Source organism: Albidovulum litorale, from assembly GCF_025751495.1.
Classification (GTDB): domain Bacteria; phylum Pseudomonadota; class Alphaproteobacteria; order Rhodobacterales; family Rhodobacteraceae; genus Albidovulum; species Albidovulum litorale.
Genome location: NZ_JAOWKZ010000006.1, coordinates 1 through 26618, shown reverse-complemented (window position 1 = coordinate 26618; position 26618 = coordinate 1). Strand labels below are relative to the sequence as shown.

Here is a 26618-nt window from a genome sequence, read left to right as displayed (position 1 = left end):
ACCTCGACTGCGGCGCTTGCCGTCGCCATGAGCGTCGCCCTGCCGGTGGCAGCTCAGGACGCCTCCGGGCCGATCCTGTTCACGAATGTGAACGTCTTTGACGGCGTCAACGAAACCCTGATCATGAACGCCAATGTCGTGGTCACGGATAACCTGATTACCGCAGTGTCGACCGAACCGTTGGCGATCGCGGGTGGCACGGTCATCGACGGAGGCGGCCGCACGCTGATGCCAGGGCTGATCGACGCCCATTGGCACTCGTTGTTTGCGACGCTTTCTGTGGCTGAGTTGATGACAAATGATCTGGCCTACATGAGTTTTAAAGGGGCTATAGCGAACGAGGGCGCCTTAATGAGAGGGTTTACCACTGTTCGCGATATTGGTGGAAATGTCTTTTCAATCAAGAAGGCGACTGATGAAGGGCTTATAAACGGACCACGCATCTACCCTTCTGGGGCGGTGATATCCCAGACTTCGGGTCATGGGGACTATCGTGCACCTTTGGCTGTGCCCGAGAATCCTGGGCAACCTCTGGATTATCTTCAGCAAGCAGGTGTTGGGATAATAGCGGACGGGGTGCCCGAGGTAATTAAGCGGTCGCGAGAAATCTTGCGCCAGGGCGCGTCCCAGCTCAAAGTGATGGCCGGCGGCGGGGTGTCATCAGACTTCGACCCATTAGATGTAACCCAATACACATTTGCTGAAATGAGCGCCCTCGTGGAGGTCGCCAACACTTGGAATACCTACATCGCGGTACATGCCTTTACGGACACGGCCGTCAAACAGGCCTTGGAAGCAGGTGTGAAGAGCATTGAGCATGGACACCTGTTGGGTGAAGATGTAATCAAACTCTTGGTTGAAAAAGGTGCATGGCTCAGCATGCAACCCATTCTCGATGATGAGGATGCCATTCCCTTTCCTGAGGGCTCGCCCAATAGAGCAAAATTTGTAACTGTGACTGCGGGCACAGACATCGTTTACGGATATGCCAAGAAACACGGCGCAAAAATCGCCTGGGGTACAGACGTGCTTTTCGATGCAGGACTTGCGGCAAAACAAGGCAAGTTATTGGCCAAGATGAAGCGCTGGTTCACGCCCTTTGAAGTGCTGAAAATGGCAACACACGACAATGCCCAGTTATTAAAGCTTTCCGGTCCACGCGACCCCTATCCGGGGGAGCTAGGGGTAGTGAAGGCGGGCGCATTGGCTGACTTGATTCTCGTCAACGGCAATCCGCTAGAAAACCTCGATCTCGTCGGCGACGCGGAGGCCAACTTCGACTTGATCATGAAAGACGGAATAATCTACAAAAACAACTTAAACTAATCCGGTATCCTGCGTTCCGTTCCCGGGATCGGTCCCGTCGCCAGCACCATGCTGATCGCCGAGATGCCCGAGCTCGGCCAACTCTCGGGTGAACAGGCCGCCGCGCTCGCGGGCTTGGCTCCAATCGCACATGACAGCGGTGCCATGCGCGGCAAGCGCGCCATTGGGGGCGGACGGCGCCAGCTGCGACACGTCATGTTCCAGGCGGCCCTCGTCGCCAGCCATCACAACCCGATCCTGAAAACTTTCGCTGACCGCCTGCGAGCCGCGGGAAAGCCACACAAGGTTGTCGTCACAGCCGTCGCACGCAAGCTCGTCACGATCGCAAACGCGCTCTGCAAATCTCGTCTGAATCGCTATTCTGTGAGATGGGTTTCGGGACTGTCCCGTTCGGTATTGACAACGCGGAACCGACAGCCCGCGCTGAAGATCTGGGCAAATGGCAGCCAGGAGACGGAGATCAAAAACTGCATGATCCCGTCTCCTTGCTTGGATGCGGCGCGATCAATTGCCGCCATTCGCCGGGAAGGCGCCCGTGAAGTCACTGGGCATGCCGGTCGAGAATTCGGCATTCCACGCTTCCACCGAGACTGGCACGAAGCGCGGCTTGTCTTCGGGGTCAAACCGGATCGGCTGACCGGCGAAAACAGGAAGCACCTTGTCGTCACGCAACGTGACCTGACCGCTGACGATCACGGCTTTCATGCCCGTTGAAGGGACGGCACCCTTTTCGTAGGTCGAATTGTCCGTGAAGCGTTCAGGATCGAACACCACGATATCGGCGACCATCCCGGTCTGGATGCGGCCGCGTACCTGCATCGCCTTCAGGCCCGTATCCCCCAGGTGCTTGGCTGCGTTGTAGCTGAGGATCGACATCAGCTGCATCATCGGGATGTTGTGTTCCCGACCGAGCCGGATCGTCGCGCCTCGAGTGCCAGCCGAGCGTGGGTGGGCGTTGCCGAGCTGGTCCAGCGGAATATCCCACGGGCCGAAAAGAGGTTCGACCGGAGCCGCGTCGCTGGCCACGGTGACACCCTTCAGCGTCAGCCATTTTGGCGGATCGTCGGCGGGCATCTTGAACACGACGATCGGCTTGGTCGGATTGGAAGCGGTGTCGGCCTCGAATGTCTCCAGGGTGTAGTACTCATTCGTGACCGGGTCCTGCACGGTATCTTCGTAGCGGTTGCCCAACTGCTCGACCCAGCTCTCCGGCTGCAGGAACGAGGCATTCAACGTGGTGGACCCGGCAGCGTAGGGATAGACTTCACCCCAGATGTTGTGGCCCCTTTCCTGCAGTCTAGAAATCAATTCGTGTGTCACGCGCCAGCCGGGGTTGTTGAAGTGCAGGACGATCGCAGGCGCGCCGAGCGCGATTGCGTTTGCGATGATTTCCTGCGCGCCGTTCACCTCGGTCGTGTCGGTGCCCAGCGTATAGCGTGTATGTGCGCCAGTCAGGCGGCCATAGCGTGCCCCGACCTTCTGCACCTCGAACATCTCGCGGGAAGAGACGCCCTCCCTCATATAGCCCACGGTGCTGCCGATGCCCGGCGCGCCCGCCTGCAGACCCTTGTCAATCTCTTCGAGAATCGCGTTGCCCTGTTCCAGGGTCGGGCGCGTCACGCTCCAGCCCGATTTCTTCCGGGTTTCCAGCCCGGCAATGGGACCGTCTATCAGGAAATCGCCCGTTGACCCGTCGAGTACCATAGCTCGGGCCAATTCGTGGCTGACCGCGCAGCCATAGTTGGCCTGGGTCACACCGGCACGCGCCTCGTACCAGGCGGCGACATAGGATCCCGCACAACCCATCTCGACATCCATGCTGCTGGTCAAGCCGTCGCGCAAGCCGACCCGGTAGCCAATGGGCGTCTGCCAAAGGAAATGGGTGTCGATGAAGCCCGGCGCCACGATATGCCCGGTCGCATCCACCGTCTCAGCACCGGTAAGCGCGTCCTTGGTGATCGCAACAATCCGGCCATCCTTGATACCGACATTGGCGATGTCGTCATACAGGGTTTCCGGGTCCATGACCCGGCCATTGTTGATTACCAGATCATAATCTTGTGCCAAGGCCGGAACGGAACAGATGATACTCATCAAGAGGGTCCCGGCCAGTAGATGTCTTTGCTTCTTCATTGGTCTATCCGCTTAGTTCTTACCTGGTCTTTCCCAAGTGATCCTCGTTTGGCCTCATGCTGCCGTCTGGAGCGCCTTCTGACAAGGTTCTTGGACCCGAGGCGGCCTTCGCGTGCCCCTCGGACTGCGCGATGGGCACGCTTGGAGCCTCCATCCGCTGTCGCGAGGCTCCAGATGCCCGTGGATGGCCGGCCCAGGACGCACTGGCCGAGCCTTGTTCCTTCGGTCGCGAGGGGCGATGCTGACATCATGTCGCCGCCGGAGGCGCCCGTAGCCGTTGGATCGCGGCTATAACGGCGCGGACCATGGGCCCGGTCACAGCGACCTCGGCCATCTGGAAGGTGATGGCGCGGGCGTGCCGCACGACGCGCGCCCCGATCTTGATCAGCTTGAGCTGCAGGCTGGTCAGCGACCAGTCGGCCATGGGCTCGGGCAGACCGACTTGGCTGAGAAAGACGGCCAGGTTGTAGGCCAGCGCGTGGAGCTTTAGGCGTACCTCGTTGTCCCGGAAGCGGCGGCAGGACAGCCGCGTCCACCGGATGGCGTACTTGCCCTCGCGGATGTGCTGTTCGGCGGTGCCCCGGCGATTGTAGAACCCGCTCACCCACTCGGGTTCCATCGGCAGGTTGGTTACGACGAAGCCGACGCGCGGGAACAACTCACCCGGATGCCACTCGATCTTCGCGACCACCCGGCGCGGCTTGTCCCAGCTCTTGGCCTGATACTCGAAGTCCTCGTACAAGCGGCGGCCATGCTTGGGCGGGCGACCGACCGGGCGCTTCAGCCGGTGCGCGATACGCTCCTGAAGAACGGCGTTGGCGGGCAGCCGGATGGCGTAGAAGTAGCCCGCCGCCTCCAGCGTCTTGTAGAGGTCAGGCAGGGCAAAGGCGGCGTCGGCACGGAAGAACTTCTGCATGTCGCGGTCGGCGTAGCGCCGCATCACCGGCTCCAGCACAGCCTTCCAGTCGTCGGCACTGTGGACGTTGCCGGGGCGCAAGGCGCAGCGTTCCAGCATCCCGAACTGGTTGAACAGGAAGAGCGGGTGGTAGCAGGCGCAGCCGAAATGGCCATTCCATGCGGTGCCCTCCTGCTCGCCGTGGGTCGGGCTTACGGAGCTGTCCATGTCGAGCACGATGTACTTCTGGCCCACTCGGTCGAGAAAGCGGTCGATCCACTGGCCGCTGAGATCGGCGAGAGCAGCGCGGTTCGCAGCCGTGGCAAGCCCTTCGGTCTCGAACCGGCTCATCTGCGACGTGGATGCGGCCTGACCGTGTACGGCACGGTGGCCAACAACCTGCCGCATCACTGGGTCATGGGCCAGCCGCTCAGCGTCGTTGACGTCCTGATATCCGGCGAGGCGTCCATACACGGCTTGCCGGAACAGCCCGGCCATCTGATGAACTCGATTTGCGCCTGTCCGGCTGTCATCCAGCGCCACGCTTGCCAGATCGGAGAGGCCGAGGGCGTCGTCCAGTTCCCGCACGATTAGCAGACCGCCGTCCGAACTGAGCTGCGATCCCCGGAACTCCAGACGCACACGACGGTCGAAATCCAGCTTCAGATCGTCCCGAGAACCCGCACCCGATGGGTGAGCCATGACAGTCCGCCCTCATGCCGCCCAACTCATTGCAGTATAACCGAAATCCGACGAAGGCCCGAGCCCAAACCGCAGATCACTTGGGAAATCCGGGCTAATACATCATCTGGAAAAAGGGTAGGGATCATGAAGCGTAGAACATTCAATACACTGGCAGCTTTTACCGGTATTGCCGCAATATCGTCACCTTCACTCGCGTCAACGAAAAAAAGCGGAAAACTACGAGTCTGCTGTGTCGGTTTTTTCCATGAAACAAACACATACCTCACCGAAGGCATGGGCGAAACCACGCTGGACAACATGCGTATCTTTCGGGGTGATGAAATCAAAGCACTCAGAGGAACAGCCTTGGGCGGGGCAGTAGATGTGTGCGAGGAAAACGGCTGGGACTTACTACCGGGCCTCATATACGGACCGGATTCGAGCTGGAATGCCTCATCTGACTAGGTCCACCGTTATGTATAGGGAACGGAGGACAGAGAATGGCAAACAAGCGGCACAAGCCCGAGGAGATAGTGCAGAAGTTACGGCAGGTTGATGTGCTTGTCGGCCAGGGTATGCAGCGCGTGGATGCGATCCGCGAAGTGCGCATTACCGAGCAGACCTATTACCGATGGCGCAAGCAGTATGGCGGTATGGGAACCGACCAACTTAAGGAACTCAAACGGCTCCAGAAAGAGAATGAACGGCTTCGGAAAGCCGTGTCGGACCTGACCCTGGACAAACTAATCCTTAAGGAAGCAGCCCGGGGAAACTTCTGAGCCCCGCCCGCCGGCGTGCCTGCATCGACCTGATCCGAAGTAGGATGAAGGTTTCGGAACGCAGGATCTGCCGGGTGCTGGGGCAGCATCGATCGACGCAAAGGTACTCTCCCCGAGGCCGGGAAGACGAAGACCGGCTTGTCGCAGACATGATTGAACTGGCCCGGCAATACGGCAGCTACGGTTACCGCCGCGTCGCCGTTCTGCTGAGAGATGCGGGCTGGCAGGTCAGCGTCGGCCGTGTTGAGCGGCTATGGAAACGGGAGGGGCTGAAGGTGCCACGCAAGCAACCAAAGAAGAGCCGTCTCTGGCTGAATGACGGATCATGCATCCGCCTGAGGCCTGAGCACCGCAACCATGTCTGGAGCTACGACTTCGTGCATTGCCGCACTGACGACGGCAAGGCGTTCCGTACCTTGAACATCCTCGATGAATTCAGCCGGGAATGCCTGTCAATCACAGTGAAGCGGAAGCTGAACTCGACCGACGTGATCGACGCTCTCACCGATCTCTTCATCCTGAGAGGGCCGCCGACATTTGTGCGCAGCGACAATGGCCCCGAGTTCGTTGCCAAAGACGTCCGGGCATGGATCGAAGCCGTGGGAGCCAGGACGGCCTTCATCGAACCGGGCAGCCCTTGTGAGAACGGCTATGTGGAGAGCTTCAATGCCAGGTTCCGCGATGAACTGCTGAACCGAGAGCTCTTCTACTCGCTGAGGGAGGCTCAGATCATCATCGAAGGCTGGCGGAAACACTACAACACTAAGCGGCCCCACAGCGCTCTCGGCTATCGGCCACCGGCTCCTGAAACCATAGTCCAGATGGACCCGAGGCCAGTCATGCACTAACAATCAAGTCGGACCAGTCAGATCAGGCCATCCAGGCTGTGTCAAGGTAGCCAGATTGAGTGTATCGAATGAGGGCATTGCACGTCCAAAACCTGACTTTTAATTGGCCAGGCGCACAAAATGTGACGCTGCGTATACCAAACCTGTCGCTTGCTCAGGGTGAGCGGATTTTCTTGTTTGGCCCCAGCGGCAGCGGGAAATCTACGCTCCTATCGGCTATCGCAGGCGTGGTGGATGTTTCTACGGGGGCAATCCTGGTCGCGGACAAGGATCTCGGCGCCGTGCGGGGTGGTGCGCGGGATCGGTTCCGGGTCGATCACATCGGCATGATCTTTCAGGTGTTCAATCTCATTCCGTGGCTGAGCGCGCTTGAGAACGTCCTTCTGCCCTGCACGTTCTCGCAGCGCCGCCGCACGCGCGCGGGTGACGATCCTGTGGCAACAGCCCGACGTCTGCTTGAGGAATTGGGTCTGTCCGATCCGTCGCTGGCATCCAAGCCGGCCAATCAGCTCAGTGTCGGGCAACAACAACGGGTTGCCGCTGCGCGTGCGTTAATCGGCAAGCCGGACCTGATCCTGGCGGACGAGCCGACCTCGGCGCTGGATGAGGCGGCCAAGGCGGCCTTTGTCGACCTGCTGACGCGGGAATGCGCCGAAGCGGGCAGCGCGCTGCTGTTCGTCAGTCATGATCGCAGCCTGGAGCGTCATTTTGACCGCAGTGTCGACTTCCTCGAACTGAACCGGAGCGCCGCCTGATGCTGGGGTTCAGCTTGCGCAGCCTGTGGAACCGCCGGTTCGTCGCCGGCCTGACTGTTCTGGCCATCGGCCTCAGCGTCGCGTTGATCCTCGGGGTCGAGCGGCTGAGGGACGGCGCGCGCGACAGTTTCGCCAACTCCGCGTCGGGGATCGACCTGATCGTGGCGCCGCGTGGCAATTCGGTGCAGATCCTGATGGCCACTGTTTTCGGCGTCGGCGGCACCGGGACAGGCATGACATGGGACAGCTTCGAGTGGATGGAGGGTCGGCCCGAGGTGGCGTGGGCGGTCCCGATCCAGATGGGCGACAATCATCGCGGGTATCCGGTGATCGGGACGGATGCATCGTATTTCGAGCATTTTCGGCACTCCGGCGGTCAGCCACTCTCATTGGCGGCTGGCACGTTCTTCACTGGGGATGGTGCGGATGCGGCCGTGGTCGGGGCCGAGATCGCGGCGCGGTTCGGCTATGCCCCGGGGACAGTGATCGTCAACGCCCATGGCTCCGGCGAGGTCTCGTTCGACCTGCACGACGACGCGCCCTTCACCATCTCGGGCGTGCTCGCGCCGACCGGCACCGCCGTCGACCGGATGGTCTTTGTTGCGCTGGAAGGGTTCGACACCATCCATGCGCAGGAAGAGACGCCACTGGCCGACCCCCTCGACCCGGCCGCCACGCCCGCCAACGGTCATGGTGAGGATGACGCGCACGACGACCATGACGCGCATGAAGACCACGAAGATCATGGCGAATACGAAGGCACGGAGGTCGGACATGGTCACGAACCGGACCGGATCAATGCCGTCTACGTTGGGCTGATCGATCGGACGAATGTCCTCGGTCTCCAGCGGGCCGTCAACGAACGCCCCTCCGACGCGTTGAGCGCAGTCCTCCCGGCGGTCGCTCTGGCCGAGCTCTGGGGGATTACCGGAACAGCGGAGAGCGCGATGCGACTGATGGCTTGGGCCGTGGCTTTGGCCGGGATGATCAGTATGGTGGTCATGCTCTCTGCGACCCTCGACACTCGCCGCCGCGAATTTGCGATCCTGAGGTCTGTCGGCGCGACACCGGCACGCATCTTCGGCCTGATTGTGACCGAAGCCGCCATTCTCACAGCCGCGGGGCTGATCCTTGGCCTTGTTCTGCTCACGGTGGCCACGTTCGTGACCGACCCGATCCTGTCCGCCCGTTTCGGTTTGCGATTGGGCTTTGATGTCTTCGGGGCGCGCGAACCGGGCACTCTTTTCGTCATCTTCTGCGCAGGGCTTCTTGCTTCGCTTGTCCCGGCAGTCCGGGTCTATCGCATGACGCTGGCCGACGGGCTGTCGGTCAGGCTATGATAAACTCAGGGGAATTCTCCATGACCATGTTCGCTCGTCTCGTCTTGATACTCTCGCTTGCCGTTCTTCCGGGTCTCGGACAAGCGGCTGACCCTCGGGAAATCTCGTGGGATACGCTCGCACCTCCGGCCGTTGTGATCGAGAATCCGTTTGAGACCCTCACCGACGATCAGATGGACACGCTGCGCCAGATCCTGCGGTTCGAGGCCCTGGCCGAGCGGAGCGATGACGCCGAAGCCAGCACCGAGGCGCAAGCTTTGCGCAAGCAAATGGCCGAGGACGGCCTCGATGTTGACGGTTTGTTCGCCGCGCGCCTGTCGATCATGGAAAAACGCGAAGCGGCGGCCACCGGGGTGAACGAGGAGCTCGTCGGCACGAGCGTACGCCTGCCTGGATATGTGCTGCCGCTCGAATTCAAGGACCGCAAGGCCATCGAGTTCCTTCTCGTGCCGACCGTCGGCGCCTGCGTCCACACCCCGCCGCCGCCCGCCAACCAGATCGTCCATGTGGTTTATCCCGAGGGGGTCGAGGTCAACGGACTCTTCACCCCCGTATGGATCACCGGAACCATGGTGGCTCAGAGTTCGGTTCAGAAGGTTGGCTATGTCGACGGACAGGCTCCGGTTTCTGTCAGCTATTCGATGCAGCCTCTGTTGGTCGAGGAGTATGGTGGATGAGCACCAGCGCTGGTGCTGTGATGTGATGGGCTCTGATGATGTAACGTCCCCCCGACGGCATCGGTGTGCCAAGGTGGGTCTGCGAAGATCCATACAGGAGGACGGTCATTTCGGAGATTATCACGGTCGGGCTCGACCTGGCGAAGAATGTGTTTCAGGCGCATGGCTCTGACACCTCAGGACGGGCGTTTCTTCGAAAGAAGTTGAGGCGGGATCAGGTTTTGTCTTTCTTCGGGCAGTTGCGGCCTTGCGTAGTGGCGATGGAAGCCTGCGGCGGCGCCCACTTCGATCGGGAAGCTGGGCCATGAAGTGCGGCTCATCCCGCCCGCCTACGTGAAGCCGTTCGTGAAGCGACAAAAGAATGATGCGGCCGATGCCGAAGCGATCTGCGAGACGGCCACGCGCCCGACGATGCGCTTCGTGCTCGTGAAGAGCGAAGAGACCCAAGGAGCCGCGATGGTCTTCCGCATTCGCGAGTTGCTGATCCGGCAGCGGACGCAGGCAATCAATGCACTGCGCGGCCATCTGGGGGAGTTCGGCCAGATCGTGCCGCAAGGCGCCGCGAACGCAGCGCGCCTGATTGCCATCGTCGAGGACCCGGAGAGTGGCCTTCCAGCCGATGCTGTCGCGACCCTGCACGTGTTGGTATCGGCGCTCAGGCACCTCGAGACGGAGATCGACGCGCTCGATGCCGAGATCACCCGACGGGCCAAAGAGAATGAGGTGGCGCGGCGCCTTGCGGCATGGCTCGGCCTCACACCGAGGCAGCATTCGACAGGAGGCAAGCAGCGCCTCGGCGCCACGACAAGGATGGGCGAGTGCTCCCTTAGGCGGCTGCTGATCATTGGGGCGAACAGCATCATCGTCAAGCGGCACGTCCATGCCGCGGCCCGCCCGGGCACTTGGCTCGGTGGGATGCTGACGCGCAAGCCGCCGATGCTGGTTCGCTTGGCGTTGGCAAACAAGATGGCGCGGATCGTCTGGGCGCTGATGGCTCGCGGTGGCGTCTACCAATCTCCGACCGCGGCAGCATAAGTCGGTCGTCGGTCGCGAGGACGTCGGAGCGGAAGAGGGCAAGGAGCAGTTTGGCGCAATAGTCGTGAGACGGGATCGGGAGAACCAGTGTGCAACAGAGTGCCATCGAGCCCGCGGCTTTGATCTGGACCCGACCGGCGAACACCATACGGGCCCGCGGCATGGAATTGGCCGCATCTGAGGCCGGACACATGTAAGCACCCGATGACGCGCCAAGACAGCTTCAAAACCCCTCTTGCGCATGGGGCGGTTACACATGTTGCACAAATCGCGTGAGGGATTCATCTTGTGAATCCAGCGTGGTAGCTGTACTGCATGAGCAGACCGAACCCCCCGTCCTACAAGACCAGTAACTGGCCAGCCTACAATGAAGCGCTCAAGCGCCGGGGCTCGCTGACGATCTGGTTCGACCCCGCGATGAACTGGGATGCCGCGCCGACAGGCAGGCGTGGCCGCCAGCGGACCTACAGCGATGCCGCCATCCAGAGGTGCCTTACGATGAAGGTTCTCTTCGGCATGGCTCTCCGGCAGACGACCGGGTTCGTGGAGAGTCTGCCACGCCTGGTCGGTCTCGACTGGGCAGTGCCCGACTTTAGCACGCTGTGCCGCCACCAGAAGACGCTGGCCGTGAACATCCCCGATCGCGGCTCCAAGGGACCGTTGCACCTGCTTATCGACAGCACGGGCATAAAGGTCGAGTGCGAAGGCGAGTGGAATGCGCGCAAGCACGGCGGCTCCAAACGGCGCGTCTGGCGTAAGATCCATCTCGGGATCGATGAGGAGACGCTGGAGGTCCGGGCTGTCGAGATCACTGGGAGCCACATCGGCGACGCACCTGTCCTGCCCGATCTGCTCAGCCAGATCCCACTGGACGAAGAGATCGGTTCGGTGACCGCCGACGGCGCCGACGACACCCGCAAGTGCCATGATGCGATCGCCGAACGCGGCGCCCATGCCGTCATCCCACCCCGCAAGAACGCGAAGCCCTGGAAGACGATCACCGCCGGAGCCGTGGCGCGAAACGAGGCCCTGAGAGCGTCGAAATACCTAGGCCGGGCTCTGTGGCGACGATGGAGCGGATACCACCGCGAAGTCGCGTTTAAACGAAGATGCATTGTGTGAAGCTGATGGGGCAGCGCCTCATGGCGCGGGACTTCGATCGCCAAGTCGCCGAACTCCAGGTCCGCATCGCCGTACTGAACGGCTACACCGCTCTGGCATACCTGTCACGGAAGCCGTGAGATAAGTCCGTCCAGGGATAGGGGAACCTCGGCCATCAGACGTTTTGTGCAACATAGCCACAAGAATGTTGAAATAGTAGCGATAACCATGTTCACTTGAAATTCTTAACTACGAGAAATTTGGGTTCTTCGAAGCCAACGAGGCTGTTCGAATTTGGGTTACAACGGAAGGAGTGGAGAATGATCAGAGTGGCAGGAACGGCACTTATGGCAGCGGCATTTTTCGGTATGCTTGCGGGATGTACGGACAATCAAGGTGTAAACGCTGCATCAGGTGCGCTCGTTGGCGCGGCGGTCGGTAACCAGCTTGGAAGCGGCAAAGGGAGAACCGCCGCGACGCTGGTCGGAGCCGCTGTCGGGGCGCAGGTCGGAGCGAACCAAACGACATCTCGGCTCTGCACCTACCGGAACTCACAAACCGGGCAGACCTACCAGGCTGCCTGCCCGTAAACGATTTTGTTCATCGTCAGGTTTATTCTTAGAGAGCCGGGCGAGCAAAATTCAGGCTCTGGTTCGGCAGCACCAGGCCGCCGCCGCCTAACCTGAAACAGGGTGTTGTCAGAAGAACTTGATCTGTTAGGCTGGCAACTGTTCGGTTGTTGGTCTCGTCTGCGCTCTGCAAGATCTCTTGCCCTACAGATCAGTTTTTTGCGCCTTCTCTCCAAGGGAGAGGGCAGTAACGGGCGGCCAATCACGATTCCTCTGACAATACCACTATGTGTGCAACTTGAAATCGCCTTCTGACGCACCATGACGGGCATATGGCGGTTACGCAGCTTGGGTCGATCAGAGCCCGTATCAACGTGTGGACGGACAACGAAGCGAACGAGTTTCTAGTTCGAGATGATCATCGGCACCCTGGCCAAGAATTTAATAGAGGAAAAGTGCCTTGGCCCGTGCCGTCAGCACGGCATGTCGGAACGCACCTTTTGTCTCTATGGACGGTTGCCTTTCTTACAAGCGTTTCGAGGCTATCTCCGTTCATCAAGGGAGCTGACATTTGTCCTCCGTTGCTCAACCCCCTGATTCTGTCCGGCAGGTGCCGACGTCAGACAGCTAAGTTTGTCTTACAAGGCCTGCATCGCACACTGTAACTTACTTTTTGGACGCCATCGCCTCGTGATCGATGATGTCGATCGGGATTATCTTCAGCCGCAGGGAGACTGGTTCTCCCAGCTGTTCTGACAGCAAACCTCGGAATGTTTCCGCCGAACTGTCGAGATCGTCGAGGCTTTCGCGTACGCCCAGCATGACAACTGACACGCCGAGCAGCCCGTTGTCGCGCTCGCCCCGGACCTGAAGGATGAAGTGGTTGTCGGAAACAAGGCCTGTTTTCGCTTTCACTGCTTCGACATAGAGACGTTTCACCGTGTCTTCGACGAAGATGATCTCGAGCCGTCGGTCTAGACGGTCGACGACGAAGAAGGACGACATCAGAAGGACCGAGGACACGATGAACGGTTTGCGCCAGTGCCCGTATCCTTGCAATCCAAAGACCAGCATGGCCGCGGCGACGATGCCGAGAAAGTTCGTGATGAAAAGCAGAAAAGCGCCGCCGGCCATCGTGTAGCCGTCACCCTGATGATGAATGTCCGATAGGGCAATCGCCTGAGCGGAAACCGCGTCTTCGCCAAGGGCAAGGCCGATCCCGACCACCGATAGGGGAGGCACCAGAGCGACGGCGATCGCGACGCCCGCAATCGAATTTGCGATCCCGATCCGCGCATGTGCGAAGGCTGCTGCCGCCCCCGAGCACAAAGCAACCAGCAGGTCGAGGGTAGAAGGTGCAGTGCGCGCAAGAATTTCGGAACCGACGACCCGCAGACCGATCAGGTTTGTGCAGACGAACGCAATACCGATCACGAATCCGACACCGGTGACAATCGAGGTCGCGGACTGGACCGTCAGTCTGTCCTTGCCCATGATCGAGCCAAACGAAAACCCGATGATCGGCGACATGAGTGGCGCCACGATCATCGCGCCGATGATTGCCGGCGCGCTGTTGCTGAGCAGCCCGAAGGACGCGATCGCCGTCGCCATGGCCAGCATGAAATAGAAATTCAGGCTAGGAACCGAGGATTCCTCGATCTGGCTGAAAAGTAAATCGCTGTCCTTGGCCTTGCCGGAACTCCGTCCATTCAGCGATTGCGCGAGCCGCTGAAGTACCGACGATGACATCGATCATTCTCCGTTGGAAAGAGCCGGCGTCGCGGTCGTGCAGCAATCGCATCGGCAAAAAACGGATTGGAGTAAACTCGGAGGCCCGGGCCGAGGCAAGTACAATGTTTGACGGGTGCTGTCATGTGTGGACGGCTCCGTTTGTGCAAGAGTTGATTTGAGCTGATTTCGATCGTAGCGGGGTGCGGTCATGTGTCTGGCCTGTGTGCGCGGTGCGTGTGACCGCTGGCCCTGATGAAGTCCGCAAGCCAGGCCCCAATCAGACTATCAAGCTTTGACGCCCAGACAGTACCTCGGGGTGTCCCGGCAGCGGCCTCGCTTGATCATCGTCACTCACGTCTGCCCTTGCATCTCGTCGCGGTGCCTTTGGAGCGCCGCCATGTTCTCCTTCGTTCAGATGGCCGGTGCGGCCCTTTAGCTCTCTCCCTTCACGAGCAGTGCCCATGCGGTGCGCGCCGTCTTGTTGGCGAGGGCCACGGTCACAAGCCGCTTCGGCTATAGAGCACCGGCACCCGAGACCATCATCCCAGTGGCGCAGAGGCCGCTCATGCACTAACAATCAAACTGGATCAGTCAGGTAAGGCCGCCCAGCGGCAGCAGAACTTATAGGACATCTTTAATGATGATAAAGAAAGTACTGCGTGCCGGTGTCGTCTCAGCGTTGCTTCTGTCGTCGGGAAGCAGCGCGGCACTAGCGCAAGTATCATTGCTCGAGCGCGAACTCGCGAACCCTCAGGCTGCGGCAAAGGCCGATCTGGGTTTTCGCCGAGGCTCCGTCATTGTCGCGCCGATCCCTTTCTCCAACCCCATGATCGGAAGCGGACTTACCCTCGGGGCTGGCTATCTTTTTACATTGCCGGGGTCGAAACCGTCCGGCGCGGGTCTCGCCAAACTCAAGTCGAGCAATGGCAGCGAAGGGCTCGGCGGCGGCTTCAGCCTGAGTTTTGCCGACGGCGGCTGGTCTGTGAGCCTGTTTGCCGCTGAGGCGACTCTGTTTTACGACTTTCCGCTCGGAAGTTCAGTTAACATTCCGATCAAACAGACGGGCGAAGCCTATGCTCTCCGGGTCGACCGCGGCATCTCTGAGTCCCTATCCGCAGGCGTATCGTTCACCTATCTGGATTCGACGATCGGAATAAACTCGCCCGGCCTTGGAGTCTTGCCGCCAATCCTCAGGCCGGATGCCGACTTGTCCTTGGGAAAGGTTGGCCTGGACGTCACGTTCGACACGCGGGACGACACATTCTATCCAACCGAAGGGACCTTGGTCGCCGCATCTCTCTCCTATGGTGTAGAAGTCGACTCGATTTTCGGCGGCAATTTCAAAGTGCTCGATCGCAGTTACACAAAGGGTTTGCTTTCCGCCGCACATTACCGGGAGGTTGGGGAAAGCGGTGTCCTGGCCGCAAAGGCCTCGCTCTGCGGATTGGCATATTCCGCACCGTTCTTCGATGCATGCGGCGTCGGCCTGGCCAACGGGTTGCGGGGTTTCGGCGCGCTCGACGATCTCGAGCCATGGTCCGCGGCGGTTCAGGCCGAGTATCGCGGACGCCTGTCCAACCGCTTCGGTTACGTTGTTTTTGCGGGCTTCGGCGGCGGCGGAGAGTCACTCGGGAGCATGTCGTTCGACAGCGGCGGCTTTGCTGCCGGCGTCGGATTGCGCGTTCGCGTGTCCCGGAAGTTCGGCCTCGACTATGCCATCGATTACGCGCGGAACGACGACCAGGAGGACTTCCTCTACGTCACATTGGGCCAGCGCTTTTGATCGCGGGGATCAGGATCTGCGCATCCGGCACAAAGTTCGGCACGGCTCACGGCGAATGCAAAACAATGATGCGGACGCCAGAAACGAACACGCTCGAAGGGATAGAGAAATGACACAAACACCCATCAACGGTAGCGGTTTTCCGACGAAAGTTCATCGCCGCGGCTTTATCGCACTTGTCGCGGCTTTTCCGTTCGCGGCGCGTGCAGATCCCTCGTTGGGCGAGGGTTGGATCCTGCTTGGAGAGAGCCGGGTCAACCTTGTCAAGAATTTCAGCATCGTTCCTGTCACGCTGGCAAAGGGCCTCTTTACAGGGCTTGTCGTCGAAGCCGTCGACAAGCCGATCTTCATCGAAAGCATAGAGGTGACATTCACCAACGGCGAAACGTCCGAGCTTCGCGTCCGGTCGATCATTTCGGCTGGAAGCCGGACCCGCAAGATGCTCCTACCCGGTCTGGTGCGCGGCATTCGGGTCGTGAAGATCATCTACAAACGCGTTCCGACAGGTGGCACCGCTACGGTTCGAATTCATGGAAGACGCAGTGGCGCTTGATGGGTCCTGTAAGAGGGATTCCGGTTGAGACGGGCGTGGCTCACTCGTAGCGTCGATTCATGGCCAAGTCGAACCCGTTCAAGGGTGGTGGCAGACAAATGCGATCTCGTCTCAGCAAGGGCAGGATGGTTGTCCCTTATGCCGCGAAGAGGCCGCGCCACTCGGCGAGAGCAGCGGCGCGGTTCAACTTGAAATTCTGTCGAGAGGAGAGGCTGCGCTCCGAGTTGAACAGGTTGAGGACAGAGGCGTGGACGGATGCGAACTTCTGCAACGATCGCATCTGACGAAAGCGGAGCATGGCCCGCTCCCGTCGTCGAAATGACAAGTGCGAGTTCTCGGCGCGGTTGTTCATCCATCGGCCGGTTTGCTGGCGGTCGCGGATGCCCATCTCGCCAAGTGCAGCGCCATAGGATCGAAGGCGATCAGTCACGAATTCGTCGGCTCGTCCATGCCGCTTCAGGGATTTCTTAAGGAATTTCAATGCCGCGTTCTTGTCCCGCCTCTTCGTAACGAAGCTTTCCAGCACCTCACCCTCGTGATCGACGGCCCGCCACAGATAATGCCGCTCGCCGTTGACCGTTACGAACATCTCGTCTAGGTGCCAACGGGCGCGACTGGACTGCATCCTCTCAACACGCCGCTTTCGGATCTCCGCCGCGGGTCCTGTCAGAAGAACTCGGCTTGAGGGCGGTGCAGCCGCCACGTAGCGTCCGGGCATGATCAAACGCTCGCCCTTCAAGTACTTCAAAACCAGTCCCGAGATCATTCGCCTGGCGGTGATGATGTATGTCCGGTTCCCGCTGTCGCTCCGGAACGTCGAGGATCTACTCCACGAGCGGGGCGTCGACATTTGCCACGAGACGGTCCGATTTTGGTGGCATCGGTTCGGGCCGATGTTCGCTTCTGAGATCCGGAAACGTCGGGTCTTGGGTATGCGATCGAGCCACTGGAGATGGCATCTCGACGAGATGTTTGTGAAGATCAATGGCGAGCGTCACTACCTGTGGCGCGCCGTCGATCATGAAGGCGAAGTGCTCGAGAGTTTCGTGACGAGGAAGCGAGACAGGAAAGCAGCATTGAAATTTTTAAGGAAATCTCTGAAGCGGCACGGTTCAGCCGATGAGTTCGTCACTGATTGTCTGCGCTCCTACGGGGCCGCTTTGGGTGATCTCGGTATCCGTGAGCGCCAGCAAACCGGCCAGTGGACGAATAACCGCGCGGAGAATTCACACTTGCCTTTCCGAAGGCGAGAGCGGGCGATGCTCCGCTTCCGTCGCGTGCGAAGTCTCCAGAAATTCGCCGCCGTCCACGCTTCCGTCTCGAACCACTTCAACCAAGAACGCAGCCACAACTCGCGACAAAATTTCAAGGCCAACCGAGCCGCCGCTCTCGCTGAGTGGCGCGGTCTCTGCGCGCCATAAAGGACAGCGACACTGCCCTTGCTGAGACGAGTTCGAATTAGTCTGCCAGCACCGCCAGTTGCCCTCGCGAAAAGTTTCTCCGGTACCAACTTCGGCCAGAATTTTCCGTGGTTTTCAAGGGTTATGCGGTTGAGGCTGTTCACCGGCTCTGGCGCGATGGGTCCGGAAGCGTTCTCTCGTGGCCGTTATTCTCCTTACCTGATGACTGCACCGATTAAGTGAATTTCCGTTAAGGCTATAATCTTCAATGACTTTTTACAAAGCCGATCTGAGCACTTCGATGCCAGTGGCATTTGTCAGATGGGCCTGATATCCAAACTCGTCACGGGCCATGTTCTGCTCGGTGCATCAAAGCCGTTTCAGCAAAAAAGGGCGGATTGCGGACCTTCTCCGCAGATGCGAGCTAGCCTCGGCGGGAAGCACGGAAGCCGACATTCAGATTGCCTGAAAACTCGGCTCTTTTACGTAGCCGCAGGTCGGCTCCAAGGCCGGACTACATACTGCGGCCAAGTGGTCCACATCAAATGATACCCCGAAAAGGAGATGTTACTGAGGGTGTGGACGATCCCTTTCGGACTCTTGGGGTGCTCTGGATGCCTCGCTTCAGCCTTCGCCTTCGGCACGTTGGCGCAGCGTGTAGGATAGTCCGTAGTAGGGACCTGTCGTTTGGACCGCTAAGAAATACGGCATTCATGCAACTTGTCCGTGCGCGGGAAAAACGGTTGAGCTCCCTGAAATACGTCAGCGGCGGCGAGACGAACCAGGGCCTACAGGGGCGGCGTTCCGCCACGCGTTTGACCCCTTGCAGCGCGGACAGATCCTCTGCCCGAACCCTTCGCTTCGGAAGGCGGTGCCGCAGCGAAGGCACCGACGCTCTTGCGGCACGTCATTGCGCGCCCGTGCGGGAATCGTGTCCTCATTGGTAAATGGAGTCATGGGTTTGGTGCCTCGGCCTCGATCAGGCGCGCGAGGTCACCAAGCGCGCGCTGGATGAGTTTCTGGCGTCTTGCATCCTGAGCCTCGAAAGTCTCTGAATAACGACGTATCAGATATTGCGCTTTCATCGCCGCCTCTTGCCAGTTGGCGGCAGGCTCGGCGAGAAGCTGCGCTTCCAGCTCTTCCTGCCGTCGGCGGAGCTCGTACTGGTCAGCTTCGAAGTCCTTGAGTGAATGTCGTCGGATATCGGTGGCCATCCTGCTTTCGGTGCTGCGTCTCGCGTCAAGATTCACCGGATCATCGGTCATGGTTTTGTCCCTGCGGCCATCGCTGTTCCGCCGGGGGGGGCGGGGGTCCGAACCGAGCTGTGCAATGCACATGAGATGGCATTCCTTCGTTTTCGGCGGCCTCGACCGCGAGCCCATCAGATGAGTGGGGCTGCGGCGCTTTGCGTCCCACATTTCGATCCAGGGTGTCGCGGTCCGAAGTCGGTTTGCGCGACACGCCGTAAAGATGGCGAAGCTGCCTCTCGGAAACGCCATCTGCTTTCATGACGAGGCGCACCATCGGATCGGCGAGCATCTCTTCGATGAAGACCTGTGTCAGATCACGTCCGGAGAGCTTATCCCTGGCGTGGGCGCTCTCAAGTTCAGCCAGAGACACGGTCAGGCTTCGCTTCAGCCCGGGATGCGACGTCCGTGGTTTCAGATGCACCAGGACTGATGCCTTCCAACCTTCCGGATCGAGATGGTCCGGCGGTGAGTTCAGTTCGGTTTCGATGTCATATTCTCCCGCAGGAAGAATCTCATCAAAACCGGAAAGCCTGAATGGCCGGGAAAAAACAGCTATGCTCTTTCCAACGTGTGGTTTCATGATCATTCCCCTGGTTTGAAAGCGTTCCAATCCTGCGCGCTCCGCCGCCAGGATGTTCGTCAAGGGCGCAAGGCGCTTTCCTGACGGGCAGCGCTTCGGAAGCCGATGCTGAGCGTTTGGTGCCTCTGGTCGTGGAGTTTCCAACGGACATCGCGCGTTCCTTTTCATGAAGTTGTTGGTGCAACGGGATTGGCAGATGGTCCGTCACCCGAACCGCGTGTGGCGCTAAAGAACCGCGACCCTTCAGTATGGTTTGGTCCAATGCGAGGGGCGTCGGCCAACCCGGCGCGTCACGACGCGTCACGACGCGTCGAGTTTGAGCGCGGCCATGCAGGCCTGCGCCAGATCCCGGTTGGCGGTTTCGGTGCCCGGGACCGTCGCCCAGCCGGCGGCGATCACCGCATCGCGCTGCTTGTAGCTCGCGGTGCTGTTGATGGTGGCGAGCTTTGCGATGCGGTCGGGGTCTGCGCGAGACATGTCGATGCAGACCGGAGTCAGTGCGGCGATCACATCGCTCTCGGCCATGATCCGCGCCATCTTGTTGGCGCCACCGCCAGTCATCCAACCGCCCCACGAAAATCCGACGAAAGTAACGACAACTGCTCCGATCACGCCGCCGTAGATTCCGGGTTTCAGCCATTCGGGAGTGTTCATTTCAATTCCTCCTGCGGAGAAAGCGCCGCCTCGCTGTCATTGATGTCCTTGGGGATGTTCCGACCGTGGCTGATCGCCAGCTCGATGTCCCGCTCCGAAACCGGACGCAGTTCGATGCGGCCGGCATGCTTACCCCTGCCGTGAATGGTCAGGTATGTCGCGGTCCGCCGGTATGCCTCAAAGCTGAGACCCTGCAGGCGTTCCTCATCGGTGACGACCTCGTAGTCACCGGCGGGCAGCTCTTCCGGGTAGCCCGGCAAGACGAAGACGTGAGGAAACGTCACCATTGATCTGGACGTCCGCGTGTTCATCCCAAGCCTCCGCTGCCTATATGAAAGTTGCTCAACAACCGGTAGCCGCAGGTACTGAAAGGGGCACGCGGCAAGGTCTGATGAGTGTCATCACCATAAACCATCAGAGGGCGACCCATGCTGATCGGTGTTAGCTTGGGGCAGTTTTTTTCTCTCAGGGTGCAATGCCGATCTGTCGCAAGGTCTGGACCGACCTGCCCGGCACATCGCTAATCTGCGTAAGGGCGTAACCGAGGAACAGCCAATAAGATCAGATAACCAGTTGTCGGCATCTTTCGGGCGACTGGTGCCTCGCTGGTCCCAACGGAGGCTCTCGAAGGTTGGGTCAAAAGATGAATTGGAGTGTTACATGTCCAGGCTGGAGGTTCTTCACCCGGAGGGAAACGACTTCGACCCGTTTTTGTACGCCTTCGTTGGCAAAGACCAGAACGGCGCTGCCGTGACGGTGGTCTCCGCACTTGCCAGGCTGGGCCTCGATCCCTGGGAAGAGGCGGCCAGACTGGCAAATTCAGGGCAGGAGGCGGCGCGCGGTCGGCTGGGGGCGATACTTTCGGGGTTCAAGGATGTCCCCGCGCTCGGCCTTGATCACGGCGCGGTTGCCGCGAAACTGGCCGGGTTGTTGCCTGTACCCCTGACACACCGGGTATCGGGCGTGACAGTTCCCGTGATGCCAAACTGGCCGCCGGGCTCTTTCAGACGCGTCTTGTTCGTCGTGTTTTTCCTTCTGGTCCTGGCGCGGGTCTACGTTCTGGCCGGTTCGGGTTGAGGTGTTCGGATGTCGGGTTTTGAGCGACCGGACCGGAAGAACTCCAGACAAGGAAACGGCCAATGACCATGCGGTATGCAGCGACGCTTTGGGATCTCGAAGAACGGTTCTGGACCGACGGGATGGATAGCGCCCGTACCGGAACCTCAGATAAATCCATCATGATCTTTCCCCATCCATTCGGAATTCTTCAGAATGACCGGACCCGTGCGCGTCCGGAACAGCAAAATCCATGGCGCTCGATCGGCATGACGAACAGGCGGCTGGAGCGTCGCGGCGACATCGTCGTTCTCACCTACAGCGTTTCGGCCGAGAAGGCCGGCGCACCGATCCATGAGGCGTTCTGTGCGTCCACGTACCTGCTGGACGGGGATGCATGGCGCCGGATGTCCCACAATGAGACGCCTCTGCCACAAGGGGACCGACCGGCCTTCGCGGCACACCCCCTCAACTCGCGCCGCACTGAATGACCTGCGCAGGGTCGCATTCCGCAACGTCAGGACGCAATGTCACGCCCCGTGCCGGTCAGGCTAACCTGCGTCAGTGCGGACATCGCGGCAAACCCGCTAGGTGACCTGTGCCCGACGAATATTTGGCGGGCATATTTTTTTCCGAGTACTGAAGAGGCGTGAGGGCGTGCAGACGACTATCGGTGGGTATTGTTCTCACGCTTCTTATTCTCGGAACGTCCAGGAAAGGACATTCCAATGACACCCGAAATCAACAAGACCGTCGACAAGATGAAGTCCGTCAAGGCCAACTGGGACAAGGCGCCCGATGGTCCGAAGAAGGACGCGGCCCTGAAACACTACCAGGCCGCCGAGAAGGCGCATTCGGCGAAGAACGAAGCCGAGACGAACAAGGAACTCGACGCGGCCACTCACGCCCTCGCGTGATGTCCGGCGTCTGAGCTTGTGACCGGGTCGCCCTTCTTGATAGGAGGGCGGCCTTTTTACGTCAGTTTGCCCGCAACCTCCTGTCGAAGCTGACGCAATAAAATGCAACGTATTCCGCTGTGTCGAGCCAATCCTGATCCGGAAACAACTTGTGAAAGAACACGTCAAACGACTTAAGCTAACTTGTGTCAGTGCGCCGCCAAAGCAGGTCGGCGATAGTGCTGAATGCCTAACGAATCCTCGTTTGGCTCCGATTTTCCAAGCAGTCGTGGAAGACCAGAGATCAATCGATCTCGATCGTCTTATTTCTCCATGATCTCCGTGACTTCGGAAAATCCAAGAAAGGATACTACGATGTTTTTTGTAAAGATTTTCTCCCACCGTTCAGAGTTTGCGAGGGGTTTTGCCCAGAAATGTAGTCGCTTAGCCGTGTCATCGGCACTTTTGGTCTTCGCCTTCGCAGCCGCAAGTTTTGCGGAAAGTCATGCTGCGATATCGAAATCCACACCGCTCCAACCGGCGCAATATGTTCGGGCATGCACGCAATTGGAGCTCTCAGCAGAGCTTCATGCGCGTGAATGCGGCAGCCTCAGCGTGTCGGAAGTAGCGCTGCGCTTGAATGCCCTTCAAGGCAACGGCGACAGCAACTGATCGACGCAGCAGCGAAGACCGCGCCATGTGAAAATTTGAAAGCGCCGAACTAGCGATCTGCCATGGCCGCCCCTCTATCAACAGGGCGGCCATTGTCACTTGAGAAGCGGGCCGGTCTGATCCAGATAGGCCGGATCGAAATCCGCCAGTTCCACCAGACGTTCATAGTCGTCGAAAGTCACTTGACCGTCCCGGAATGTGACCAATCCACCCTCCCGGAGCTGCCGCAGGACACGATTGACATGGACGGCACTCAGCCCCAGCGCATCTGCGAGATGATACTGCGTCAGCGGACAATTATATCCCGCCTCGCTGCCCATCCCCACCAGAGCCAGCCGGACACCGAGTTCGAGCAGAAAGTGGGCCATGCGGGCATTCGCGTCGCGGCGGCCGAGACATACCAGGTGCTCGACCACCATCGCTTCATCCCTGCTCACCGCCCAGAGAACTGCCATCGCAAGCCGTGGGGTTCGCGCGAACGCCTCCAGAAGATCGCTCGCCAGAACTTCCGCCGCCTGGATATCCACGATTGGTTCGATGCTATGATCGGACGTGTGCAGCAGGACGCTGCGCAGCCCAAGAAAATCGCCCGGGATCTGGAAATCGACGATCTGGCGCGATCCGTCCGGTTGGACCTTGTAGGAGCAGACCCACCCTTCCGAGAGGATGTAAGCCGCCTGATCGGATTGCCCCTGATGCACGAGATCGCGACCCGCGACAAAAGACCGGCGGCGTTGGTGCAGGCGTTCCAAGACCGCAAGCTCTGGTTCCGAGAGGGCGACAAACGCGGAAAGCTTCCGGGTGAGAGGACTGTCTTTGATCATGCTCAATGGCGCCTCCCGGGCAGACAAGACCTTCAAGGCAAAAAACGGCGCGGGGACTGCTTTCGATCAGCCCAGCATACCGCATTTCCTGAAAGGTTGGGAAAGTCGATCAGCGCACACTACGCCATGATCCCGTGTCAGCAACAAGGAGGTTTTCGCGATGCCCGACCAGAAGGACTGTTCCGGAATCGCCGCCCTCTCGATCTGTGAGGCGATCCTTCTTGCGATGAGCGGCCACAAGCTCCTCCCCGAACGCGAGATTGTCGGATTACTCCGGGACGCGGCCGCAACCCACGAAAACGCCGTCGGCACGACCAGAGAAATAGAGATTCATCGTGCGGTGGCTGACCTCATCAACCGGATCGCCGCTGGCGACAGCGTGCTTCGTCAATCGTGACATATACAAAGCGACAGAGCAAGTTAGTAAGAAGCCTGCGTCTGACGTCAGCGCCTACCGGACAGATTTAGGGCTTTAATAACGTGAGCCTGCGCGGATAACGTAAGCCTGCGCGACACACGCGTTGCGGTCGGCATGCATGGCAAATTTCGCGCCGCGGACGCCTGCATCTCCGCCAATTACGTTTCGTTATGAGCCTAAAATGTCGAGGGAGCTTGGGTCGATCTGTTAGTGCTTTTTTCAAGAGTGTGGAGGACGTGACCGGAAACCATTGGTGGTGAATGTGTAAAACACGGAGGATGGGTCGATCGATCTCATGACCGGCTACGAACCCTATCTCGCGCTCGCAGTTGTTCTTCTGCTGTTTGCAGCCTTTCTCTCCGAGCGCTTCGCACCAGACGTAACTGCTGCGGGGGCTGCTGCGCTGTTTATCGTGTTCGGGTTTGTCCCCACGAATGAAGTTCTGGCGGCATTTTCGAACCCCGCACCTATCACGATTGCCGCGATGTTCGTAATCAGCGGTGCGCTGGTCCGAACCGGGCTTCTCGACGCGCTCTCGAACCGGATTGTTAAAGTGGCGAGCAACAGCCCGATTGCGGGCACAGCGGCGTTTCTCATCGCGACGCTTGTCGCCTCGGGCCTGATGAATAACACGCCAGTCGTCATCGTCCTGATACCGGTGGCAATCCGTTTGGCGCAGAGCCTCGACTTTGCTGCGACGCGCCTGTTGATCCCGTTATCCTACATGGCGGTTTTGGGTGGGACGTGCACTCTGATCGGCACGTCGACCAACCTGCTGGTGGACGGCGTGTCCCAAGCGTCTGGCTTGGAGCCGTTTTCAATTTTCGAGATCACACCCGTCGGCTTGGTGGCCGCGGCCACAGGCGGCGTGGCGCTACTCGTGCTGGGACCTGTCCTATTGCCTGACCGAAAGGATCTTTCAGAACAGGGCGGAGACGATGAAGCGACCTTTTTGACGGAGTTGCGTCCACGAGAGGACTACCCAAACATCGGTCGACGTATTGATGAAATCGCCGCCCTGAACCAGCGACGCATTGAGATCGTCGGCATCCGCGCGCGGTCTGGTGTGAAACGAGAAGGCTTGAGCGAGCACGTTCTCGAGCCGGGTGACCGAATCATCGCCAAAGTGGCGACATCGGAACTGCTTACGCTCAGAAAGCTGGCAGGGATCGAAGTCGGATTACGTCAGGGTCCAGCGCCGGAAACCACCTCCGACCTAATCGTCGCAGAGGCAATCGTGACGCTGTCGCGCCGAAGCCGCGGCGTGCGAATTACCCAGCTTGCCATGGGGCACCGATACGGCATGCGCGTTCTTGGCGCCCACCGACATGGGGAACTGCTTGGGCCTGACCTGTCCACCGCGCTCTTGCGCCCTGCCGATACGCTGCTTCTGGAAGGAACGCCTGAAGGCTTTGCCCGTCTGACCGAGGCGGGCGATCTTGCCGCGATCTCCGATGCGGGGGGCCGCGCATTCCGCCGCAGGAAAGCTCCGCTTGCTCTGTTCGCGCTCTTCTCGGTCGTGGCACTTGCCGCCGCCGGCATTGCAGAGATCAGCGTGCTTGCCCTCATAGCCGTCGCGGGCATTCTCGTATTCCGATGTATCGACAACATCGAGGCATGGAACTCGATCGACGCTGGCGTCCTTGTGCTCATCTTCTCGATGCTGATCGTCGGCACGGGCTTGCAGAATTCCGGGGCCGTAAGCCTCATCGTCGACAGCATAACGCCGGCACTGCGAGGACTACCTCCTTTTGTCACGCTTGCCGCCATCTACCTATTGTCGTCTGTGCTGACCGAGGCTGTCACCAACAATGCCGTGGCCGTTGTCGTCACCCCGCTCGCGATTGGCCTCGCCGAGCAGCTTGGCGTCGATCCGCGGCCGTTTGTCGTCGCGGTGATGCTCGGTGCGAGTGCGAGCTTCGCGACCCCGGTCGGCTACCAGACGAATACGCTGGTATACGGCGCAGGGAACTACAGATTTTCCGACTTCCTAAAGATCGGCATTCCGATGAATCTTGTCGTCGGCGCGGCAGTGGTCGGCGCGATCCCGATATTCTTCCCGTTCTAGGTCTTACGGTCTTGATTGTCTGCACCCATGGCGCCGCGCCTCCGCAAAGCAACGGGTTTAAGACCCAGACGGATCATCTTCGGTTCAATCCACGAGATGCCGGGACTGAACCCCCAAGGCAATGATGCCCGCTTAACTCCGCTCGTCAGGCGAGCAGACGGTTGAATTGCTGTGCAGTCAGCGGACGACGGGAATACGAAAACCGCTGCGCGGCATTCTGATGCGTCACCAGAGTCCGGATTGGGCCGGGCTGGGCGGAAAGGGGCGTAGGGACTAGCCGCAGCGCGGAGATCGGCAGTTCTGAGCCCGGAGCGGACGCTACTCGCCGCTGTCAAGTTCCATGCGGTCCAGCCAGTCGATGATCAGGGATCGGAATAAATCTCTTTTGGCGGGAGCGATGAAGTGTCCACAGCCATCGAGCACGGCGAACGTCGCTCTCGGAAAACGCTCAACAGACATCCACGCGTCACGATATCCAGCGATAGTATCTTGCCTGCCCCCGAGTATCAGCGACGGGGCAGAGAATGGTGCGCCGACCTCGTCCGGGTTGAAACTGAAAGCGTAGTTTTCAGGGCGCCAGCTTTCCAAAGC

At 59.7% G+C, this 26618-nt stretch carries 25 protein-coding genes and 4 pseudogenes; 19 read left to right on the top strand and 10 right to left on the bottom strand.

Features of this window, described 5'->3' with window-relative positions:
* Nucleotides 1-27: 27 nt before the first annotated feature.
* Together OEZ71_RS20035 and OEZ71_RS20300 are read left to right on the top strand one after the other, a co-directional pair.
* Nucleotides 28-1326 carry a metal-dependent hydrolase family protein gene (locus tag OEZ71_RS20035; RefSeq protein WP_263741865.1) on the top strand — a complete coding sequence of 433 codons (1299 nt, stop codon included), beginning with the start codon at nucleotides 28-30 and terminating at the stop codon, nucleotides 1324-1326.
* 48 nt (nucleotides 1327-1374) lie between these two features.
* Nucleotides 1375-1515: pseudogene (locus OEZ71_RS20300) on the top strand (transposase); the annotation flags it as partial.
* 315 nt (nucleotides 1516-1830) lie between these two features.
* Here the strand turns inward: OEZ71_RS20300 and OEZ71_RS20025 are convergent.
* Nucleotides 1831-3459 carry an amidohydrolase family protein gene (locus OEZ71_RS20025; protein ID WP_263741863.1) on the bottom strand — a complete coding sequence of 543 codons (1629 nt, stop codon included), beginning with the start codon at nucleotides 3457-3459 and terminating at the stop codon, nucleotides 1831-1833.
* Nucleotides 3460-3706: 247 nt separating this feature from the next.
* A complete protein-coding gene (locus tag OEZ71_RS20020; protein WP_263741862.1) occupies nucleotides 3707-5056 on the bottom strand; it encodes an IS1380 family transposase in 1350 nt (449 codons plus the stop codon).
* Between the two features lie 126 nt (nucleotides 5057-5182).
* On the opposite strand from OEZ71_RS20020, the gene OEZ71_RS20015 reads away from it, so the two are divergent.
* The 8 genes and pseudogenes from OEZ71_RS20015 to OEZ71_RS19980 all read left to right on the top strand — a co-directional run bounded on the left by OEZ71_RS20015 (nucleotide 5183) and on the right by OEZ71_RS19980 (nucleotide 12163).
* Nucleotides 5183-5503 carry a M81 family metallopeptidase gene (locus tag OEZ71_RS20015; RefSeq protein ID WP_263741861.1) on the top strand — a complete coding sequence of 107 codons (321 nt, stop codon included), beginning with the start codon at nucleotides 5183-5185 and terminating at the stop codon, nucleotides 5501-5503.
* 35 nt (nucleotides 5504-5538) lie between these two features.
* Nucleotides 5539-6665 (top strand): IS3 family transposase gene (locus OEZ71_RS20010; protein ID WP_263741860.1). Its coding sequence is split into 2 segments (ribosomal slippage): nucleotides 5539-5803 and nucleotides 5803-6665, totalling 1128 coding nucleotides; the frame shifts between segments, so codons are not numbered across the junction.
* A gap of 122 nt (nucleotides 6666-6787) precedes the next feature.
* Nucleotides 6788-7420, top strand: coding sequence for an ABC transporter ATP-binding protein (locus OEZ71_RS20005; protein ID WP_263741859.1), 633 nt, complete (start codon nucleotides 6788-6790; stop codon nucleotides 7418-7420).
* Entirely contained in the window at nucleotides 7420-8760 is a 1341-nt protein-coding gene (locus tag OEZ71_RS20000) for an ABC transporter permease (protein WP_263741858.1), read from the top strand. The genes OEZ71_RS20005 and OEZ71_RS20000 overlap by 1 nt, the downstream gene beginning before the upstream one ends.
* Nucleotides 8761-8780: 20 nt before the next feature.
* Nucleotides 8781-9437 (top strand): DUF3299 domain-containing protein, encoded by a 657-nt coding sequence (locus OEZ71_RS19995; protein WP_263741857.1) that lies wholly within the window; start codon nucleotides 8781-8783, stop codon nucleotides 9435-9437.
* A 107-nt stretch (nucleotides 9438-9544) separates the two neighbouring features.
* Nucleotides 9545-10472, top strand: a pseudogene (locus tag OEZ71_RS19990) (IS110 family RNA-guided transposase).
* Nucleotides 10473-10787: 315 nt separating this feature from the next.
* Nucleotides 10788-11718 (top strand): annotated as a pseudogene (locus OEZ71_RS19985) (IS5 family transposase).
* Nucleotides 11719-11893: 175 nt separating this feature from the next.
* Nucleotides 11894-12163: a glycine zipper 2TM domain-containing protein gene (locus OEZ71_RS19980; RefSeq protein ID WP_318527861.1), complete on the top strand. Its 270-nt coding sequence runs from the start codon at nucleotides 11894-11896 to the stop codon at nucleotides 12161-12163.
* Nucleotides 12164-12808: 645 nt separating this feature from the next.
* Here OEZ71_RS19980 and OEZ71_RS19975 read toward each other — a convergent pair.
* Complete coding sequence (locus OEZ71_RS19975; RefSeq protein ID WP_263741856.1) at nucleotides 12809-13891, bottom strand: DUF389 domain-containing protein; 1083 nt, start codon at nucleotides 13889-13891, stop codon at nucleotides 12809-12811.
* Nucleotides 13892-14513: 622 nt separating this feature from the next.
* Between OEZ71_RS19975 and OEZ71_RS19970 the strand changes: the two genes are divergently transcribed.
* Both OEZ71_RS19970 and OEZ71_RS19965 read left to right on the top strand, forming a co-directional pair.
* Nucleotides 14514-15656 carry an outer membrane protein assembly factor gene (locus OEZ71_RS19970; protein WP_263741855.1) on the top strand — a complete coding sequence of 381 codons (1143 nt, stop codon included), beginning with the start codon at nucleotides 14514-14516 and terminating at the stop codon, nucleotides 15654-15656.
* A 55-nt stretch (nucleotides 15657-15711) separates the two neighbouring features.
* Complete coding sequence (locus OEZ71_RS19965; RefSeq protein ID WP_263741854.1) at nucleotides 15712-16209, top strand: hypothetical protein; 498 nt, start codon at nucleotides 15712-15714, stop codon at nucleotides 16207-16209.
* A gap of 136 nt (nucleotides 16210-16345) precedes the next feature.
* Here the strand turns inward: OEZ71_RS19965 and OEZ71_RS19960 are convergent.
* Nucleotides 16346-16867 (bottom strand): annotated as a pseudogene (locus OEZ71_RS19960) (IS6 family transposase); the annotation flags it as partial.
* Between the two features lie 58 nt (nucleotides 16868-16925).
* Here OEZ71_RS19960 and OEZ71_RS19955 point away from each other — a divergent pair.
* The gene (locus OEZ71_RS19955; RefSeq protein WP_263741853.1) at nucleotides 16926-17630 is read left to right on the top strand and encodes an IS6 family transposase; all 705 of its coding nucleotides are present in this window, start codon (nucleotides 16926-16928) and stop codon (nucleotides 17628-17630) included.
* Nucleotides 17631-18562: 932 nt separating this feature from the next.
* Here OEZ71_RS19955 and OEZ71_RS19950 read toward each other — a convergent pair.
* The 4 genes from OEZ71_RS19950 to OEZ71_RS19935 all read right to left on the bottom strand — a co-directional run bounded on the left by OEZ71_RS19950 (nucleotide 18563) and on the right by OEZ71_RS19935 (nucleotide 20404).
* Entirely contained in the window at nucleotides 18563-18874 is a 312-nt protein-coding gene (locus tag OEZ71_RS19950; protein ID WP_263741852.1) for a hypothetical protein, read from the bottom strand.
* Complete coding sequence (locus tag OEZ71_RS19945) at nucleotides 18864-19502, bottom strand: hypothetical protein (protein ID WP_263741851.1); 639 nt, start codon at nucleotides 19500-19502, stop codon at nucleotides 18864-18866. The genes OEZ71_RS19950 and OEZ71_RS19945 overlap by 11 nt, the downstream gene beginning before the upstream one ends.
* Nucleotides 19503-19739: 237 nt before the next feature.
* Nucleotides 19740-20093, bottom strand: coding sequence for a hypothetical protein (locus OEZ71_RS19940; RefSeq protein WP_263741850.1), 354 nt, complete (start codon nucleotides 20091-20093; stop codon nucleotides 19740-19742).
* Complete coding sequence (locus OEZ71_RS19935; RefSeq protein ID WP_263741849.1) at nucleotides 20090-20404, bottom strand: hypothetical protein; 315 nt, start codon at nucleotides 20402-20404, stop codon at nucleotides 20090-20092. The genes OEZ71_RS19940 and OEZ71_RS19935 overlap by 4 nt, the downstream gene beginning before the upstream one ends.
* Before the next feature lie 349 nt (nucleotides 20405-20753).
* On the opposite strand from OEZ71_RS19935, the gene OEZ71_RS19930 reads away from it, so the two are divergent.
* The 4 genes from OEZ71_RS19930 to OEZ71_RS19915 all read left to right on the top strand — a co-directional run bounded on the left by OEZ71_RS19930 (nucleotide 20754) and on the right by OEZ71_RS19915 (nucleotide 22717).
* Nucleotides 20754-21170 carry a type 1 periplasmic-binding domain-containing protein gene (locus OEZ71_RS19930; RefSeq protein WP_263741848.1) on the top strand — a complete coding sequence of 139 codons (417 nt, stop codon included), beginning with the start codon at nucleotides 20754-20756 and terminating at the stop codon, nucleotides 21168-21170.
* A gap of 62 nt (nucleotides 21171-21232) precedes the next feature.
* A complete protein-coding gene (locus tag OEZ71_RS19925) occupies nucleotides 21233-21640 on the top strand; it encodes a hypothetical protein (RefSeq protein WP_263741847.1) in 408 nt (135 codons plus the stop codon).
* A gap of 237 nt (nucleotides 21641-21877) precedes the next feature.
* The gene (locus OEZ71_RS19920) at nucleotides 21878-22066 is read left to right on the top strand and encodes a hypothetical protein (RefSeq protein WP_263741846.1); all 189 of its coding nucleotides are present in this window, start codon (nucleotides 21878-21880) and stop codon (nucleotides 22064-22066) included.
* Between the two features lie 354 nt (nucleotides 22067-22420).
* On the top strand, nucleotides 22421-22717 hold the full coding sequence (locus OEZ71_RS19915) for a hypothetical protein (RefSeq protein WP_263741845.1): 297 nt from the start codon (nucleotides 22421-22423) through the stop codon (nucleotides 22715-22717).
* 95 nt (nucleotides 22718-22812) lie between these two features.
* On the opposite strand, the gene OEZ71_RS19910 is transcribed toward OEZ71_RS19915, so the two are convergent.
* On the bottom strand, nucleotides 22813-23541 hold the full coding sequence (locus OEZ71_RS19910) for a Crp/Fnr family transcriptional regulator (RefSeq protein WP_263741875.1): 729 nt from the start codon (nucleotides 23539-23541) through the stop codon (nucleotides 22813-22815).
* A 160-nt stretch (nucleotides 23542-23701) separates the two neighbouring features.
* On the opposite strand from OEZ71_RS19910, the gene OEZ71_RS19905 reads away from it, so the two are divergent.
* Both OEZ71_RS19905 and OEZ71_RS19900 read left to right on the top strand, forming a co-directional pair.
* Complete coding sequence (locus OEZ71_RS19905; protein ID WP_263741844.1) at nucleotides 23702-23938, top strand: hypothetical protein; 237 nt, start codon at nucleotides 23702-23704, stop codon at nucleotides 23936-23938.
* Nucleotides 23939-24254: 316 nt separating this feature from the next.
* Nucleotides 24255-26027, top strand: a complete 1773-nt coding sequence (locus tag OEZ71_RS19900; RefSeq protein WP_263741843.1) for an SLC13 family permease — start codon at nucleotides 24255-24257, stop codon at nucleotides 26025-26027.
* Between the two features lie 318 nt (nucleotides 26028-26345).
* On the opposite strand, the gene OEZ71_RS19895 is transcribed toward OEZ71_RS19900, so the two are convergent.
* The coding region (locus OEZ71_RS19895) for an alpha/beta fold hydrolase (protein WP_263741842.1) at nucleotides 26346-26618 on the bottom strand (273 nt) is incomplete at its 5' end.

What these genes read in the sequence shown, in the direction of transcription:
- OEZ71_RS20035 (WP_263741865.1), top strand. Translation starts at nt 28, where the DNA reads ATGAGCGTCGCCCTGCCGGTGGCAGCTCAGGACGCCTCCGGGCCGATC.
- OEZ71_RS20025 (WP_263741863.1), bottom strand. Translation starts at nt 3,459, where the DNA reads ATGAAGAAGCAAAGACATCTACTGGCCGGGACCCTCTTGATGAGTATC.
- OEZ71_RS20020 (WP_263741862.1), bottom strand. Translation starts at nt 5,056, where the DNA reads ATGGCTCACCCATCGGGTGCGGGTTCTCGGGACGATCTGAAGCTGGAT.
- OEZ71_RS20015 (WP_263741861.1), top strand. Translation starts at nt 5,183, where the DNA reads ATGAAGCGTAGAACATTCAATACACTGGCAGCTTTTACCGGTATTGCC.
- OEZ71_RS20000 (WP_263741858.1), top strand. Translation starts at nt 7,420, where the DNA reads ATGCTGGGGTTCAGCTTGCGCAGCCTGTGGAACCGCCGGTTCGTCGCC.
- OEZ71_RS19995 (WP_263741857.1), top strand. Translation starts at nt 8,781, where the DNA reads ATGACCATGTTCGCTCGTCTCGTCTTGATACTCTCGCTTGCCGTTCTT.
- OEZ71_RS19980 (WP_318527861.1), top strand. Translation starts at nt 11,894, where the DNA reads ATGATCAGAGTGGCAGGAACGGCACTTATGGCAGCGGCATTTTTCGGT.
- OEZ71_RS19975 (WP_263741856.1), bottom strand. Translation starts at nt 13,891, where the DNA reads ATGTCATCGTCGGTACTTCAGCGGCTCGCGCAATCGCTGAATGGACGG.
- OEZ71_RS19970 (WP_263741855.1), top strand. Translation starts at nt 14,514, where the DNA reads ATGATAAAGAAAGTACTGCGTGCCGGTGTCGTCTCAGCGTTGCTTCTG.
- OEZ71_RS19965 (WP_263741854.1), top strand. Translation starts at nt 15,712, where the DNA reads ATGCAAAACAATGATGCGGACGCCAGAAACGAACACGCTCGAAGGGAT.
- OEZ71_RS19955 (WP_263741853.1), top strand. Translation starts at nt 16,926, where the DNA reads ATGATCAAACGCTCGCCCTTCAAGTACTTCAAAACCAGTCCCGAGATC.
- OEZ71_RS19950 (WP_263741852.1), bottom strand. Translation starts at nt 18,874, where the DNA reads ATGACCGATGATCCGGTGAATCTTGACGCGAGACGCAGCACCGAAAGC.
- OEZ71_RS19940 (WP_263741850.1), bottom strand. Translation starts at nt 20,093, where the DNA reads ATGAACACTCCCGAATGGCTGAAACCCGGAATCTACGGCGGCGTGATC.
- OEZ71_RS19935 (WP_263741849.1), bottom strand. Translation starts at nt 20,404, where the DNA reads ATGAACACGCGGACGTCCAGATCAATGGTGACGTTTCCTCACGTCTTC.
- OEZ71_RS19930 (WP_263741848.1), top strand. Translation starts at nt 20,754, where the DNA reads ATGTCCAGGCTGGAGGTTCTTCACCCGGAGGGAAACGACTTCGACCCG.
- OEZ71_RS19925 (WP_263741847.1), top strand. Translation starts at nt 21,233, where the DNA reads ATGACCATGCGGTATGCAGCGACGCTTTGGGATCTCGAAGAACGGTTC.
- OEZ71_RS19920 (WP_263741846.1), top strand. Translation starts at nt 21,878, where the DNA reads ATGACACCCGAAATCAACAAGACCGTCGACAAGATGAAGTCCGTCAAG.
- OEZ71_RS19915 (WP_263741845.1), top strand. Translation starts at nt 22,421, where the DNA reads ATGTTTTTTGTAAAGATTTTCTCCCACCGTTCAGAGTTTGCGAGGGGT.
- OEZ71_RS19910 (WP_263741875.1), bottom strand. Translation starts at nt 23,541, where the DNA reads ATGATCAAAGACAGTCCTCTCACCCGGAAGCTTTCCGCGTTTGTCGCC.
- OEZ71_RS19905 (WP_263741844.1), top strand. Translation starts at nt 23,702, where the DNA reads ATGCCCGACCAGAAGGACTGTTCCGGAATCGCCGCCCTCTCGATCTGT.
- OEZ71_RS19900 (WP_263741843.1), top strand. Translation starts at nt 24,255, where the DNA reads ATGACCGGCTACGAACCCTATCTCGCGCTCGCAGTTGTTCTTCTGCTG.